We start from the raw sequence: 1,501 nt of genomic DNA on the forward strand, positions 1-1,501 counted from the left end.
CACCGCTTCCACAAGCCGGTGCCGGATCACTAGTCCCTAGTTTCCTACCTGCTCGACCTGTCAGTCTCACAGTCAAGCTCCCTTGTGCACTTACACTCAACACCTGATTGCCAACCAGGCTGAGGGAACCTTTGGGCGCCTCCGTTACTCTTTGGGAGGCAACCGCCCCAGTTAAACTACCCACCAGGCACTGTCCCTAACCCGGATCACGGGCCGAGGTTGAGATGTCCAATACGATCAGAGTGGTATTTCAACAACGACTCCACCCCAACTGGCGTTGAGGCATCACAGTCTCCCACCTATCCTACACAAACCGAACCGAACACCAATACCAAGCTATAGTGAAGGTCCCGGGGTCTTTTCGTCCTGCCGCGCGTAACGAGCATCTTTACTCGTACTGCAATTTCGCCGGGTCTGTGGTTGAGACAGCAGGGAAGTCGTTACGCCATTCGTGCAGGTCGGAACTTACCCGACAAGGAATTTCGCTACCTTAGGATGGTTATAGTTACCACCGCCGTTTACTGGGGCTTAAATTCTCCGCTTCGACCACAAATGATCTAACAGGTCCTCTTAACCTTCCAGCACCGGGCAGGCGTCAGTCCGTATACATCGACTTAAACGTCTTCGCACGGACCTGTGTTTTTAGTAAACAGTCGCTTCCCTCTATTCTCTGCGGCCACAACCAGCTCAACCACGTCGGTCACCAGTCATGGCCCCCCTTCTCCCGAAGTTACGGGGGCATTTTGCCGAGTTCCTTAACCACAGTTCTCCCGATCGCCTTAGTATTCTCTACCTGACTACCTGTGTCGGTTTCGGGTACGGGCCGTATATCCACATCGCTAGAGGCTTTTCTCGGCAGCATAGGATCACCAACTTCCCCAAATACGGGTACGCATCACGCCTCACCCCACTGTGCTCCGGATTTACCTAGAACACGGGCCACACGCTTACACCACGATATCCATCACGTGGCACGGCTACCTTCCTGCGTCACCCCATCACTTGGCTACTACCAGTTCAGGTCCCCAGCATCACACACACCAACCAACCTAAAAGGTCAGCGAAAGGCGCGTGTTCAGGTGGGTTAGTATCCCTGATTCACCATGGGCGCGGACACACGGGTACGGGAATATCAACCCGTTATCCATCGACTACGCCTGTCGGCCTCGCCTTAGGTCCCGACTCACCCTGGGAGGATTAACCTGGCCCAGGAACCCTTAGTCATTCGGCGGAGGAGTTTTCCACTCCTCATTCGCTACTCATGCCTGCATTCTCACTCGCGCACACTCCACACTAGGGTTACCCCAGCGCTTCACAGCAGTAACGCGACGCTCCCCTACCCAACCACCACAAAAGATGATTGCCGCGGCTTCGGCGGTGTACTTGAGCCCCACTACATTGTCGGCGCAGAACCACTCGACCAGTGAGCTATTACGCACTCTTTCAAGGATGGCTGCTTCTAAGCCAACCTCCTGGTTGTCTTCGCGATCCCACATCCTTT

1 rRNA gene is annotated in these 1,501 nt (G+C 54.8%); it reads right to left on the reverse strand.

The features are described 5' to 3' along the window. A 23S ribosomal RNA gene (locus tag HMPREF3011_RS01240) occupies nucleotides 1-1,501 on the reverse strand; the annotation flags it as partial.

Origin of the sequence: Corynebacterium sp. HMSC074C04 (assembly GCF_001838295.1) — a bacterium.
In the GTDB taxonomy this organism is placed as follows: Bacteria; Actinomycetota; Actinomycetes; order Mycobacteriales; family Mycobacteriaceae; genus Corynebacterium; species Corynebacterium amycolatum.